Source organism: Streptomyces sp. NTH33 (assembly GCF_003236365.1).
Lineage (GTDB): Bacteria > Actinomycetota > Actinomycetes > Streptomycetales > Streptomycetaceae > Streptomyces.
The window spans coordinates 1-1,093 of the sequence record NZ_POTZ01000944.1; the positions used below are offsets into that span (position 1 = coordinate 1).

Annotated in this window: 2 protein-coding genes; one reads left to right on the forward strand and one right to left on the reverse strand. The window is 71.4% G+C overall.

Annotation, left to right across the window (positions count from 1 at the left end; genetic code table 11):
* A partial coding sequence (locus tag C1I97_RS37705; protein ID WP_111007342.1) for an IS5 family transposase occupies positions 1-567 on the forward strand: 567 nt, incomplete at its 5' end.
* On the opposite strand, the gene C1I97_RS37710 is transcribed toward C1I97_RS37705, so the two are convergent.
* Positions 482-979, reverse strand: coding sequence for a hypothetical protein (locus tag C1I97_RS37710; protein WP_111007343.1), 498 nt, complete (start codon positions 977-979; stop codon positions 482-484). The genes C1I97_RS37705 and C1I97_RS37710 overlap by 86 nt on opposite strands.
* Between the last annotated feature and the right edge of the window lie 114 nt (positions 980-1,093).

Consider the following 1,093-nt stretch of genomic DNA (forward strand, 5'->3'; position numbering starts at 1 on the left):
GGCCGGGACGCGGAGCCGACGGCCGGGGTGATCGACTCGCAGTCCGCGCGCGGCACGTCGACGGTGGAGGCCGCGACCAGTGGCTATGACGGCGGGAAGAAAATCAAGGGCCGTAAGCGGCACATCGTGGTGGACACCCTCGGCCTGATCCTGGCGGTCCTGGTCACCCCCGCCTCGACGGGAGACCGGGACGCCGCCCAGGCCCTCCTCGCCCGGGCCACCACACGGCATCACCGGCTCCGCCGCGTGTGGGCGGACAGCGGATACACCGGCATGCTGGTGGGCTGGTGCGCAACCGCCCTGAACCTGATACTGACGATCATCCGCCGCAGCGACGACCACAAAGGCTTCGTCGTGCTGCCCAAACGGTGGATCGTCGAGCGGACCTTCGCCTGGCTCACCCGCTCCCGGCGCCTCGCCCGCGACTACGAGCGGCTGCCCGCGAGCTCGGAGGCGATGATCCTGTGGTCGATGACCATGGTCATGACCCGCCGCCTCGGCCGTCACCGCAGGCGAACCGGCCCGGCGCCGGCTCGTGCGCCCATCCCCGCGCAACGAGCCGCTTGAGCTTGCACCGCACGCCCTCGATCTTCGCCGCAACCACCTCCAGCCCCAACAAGGCAGTGATCTCACGGCAGTTCAGCGGCTGGCCGCCGGTGGCGCGGCGTTCGGCCAGCAGGCCCATGACCCGCTGATACTCCGGCGCCAGCGCCTCGGTCGACAGCCCCTCCCGCCAGGGAGGAACCACCGACCCGGGCCTCGCCGCCGGCGCAGCGGCCTCACTCCCGTCCGGTGTCCTTCGCGCCTCACCGTCCTGGCCTGCGATTTCGTCCCCGTCCCACACCTCGTTGAGCCGCCTGCGGGCGATCAGCCACTCGTCCCACTCCGATTGCGCCGCCTCCAGCTCGGCCTGCAACTCCTCCACCCGCTTCCGGGCCGCACGCTCCCGCTCCTCCAGCCGCCCCAGCACCGACGCCATCACGCACCTCCAGCACGCCACCACCACGGACGCACCGGACCTACCTCACCCACCCCGGCACCATGCCTGACCAGCACGAACCCAGCCCCCACACTCGGTTTCGAGAAGCCCTCT

What these genes read in the sequence shown, in the direction of transcription:
- C1I97_RS37710 (WP_111007343.1), bottom strand. Translation starts at nt 979, where the DNA reads ATGGCGTCGGTGCTGGGGCGGCTGGAGGAGCGGGAGCGTGCGGCCCGG.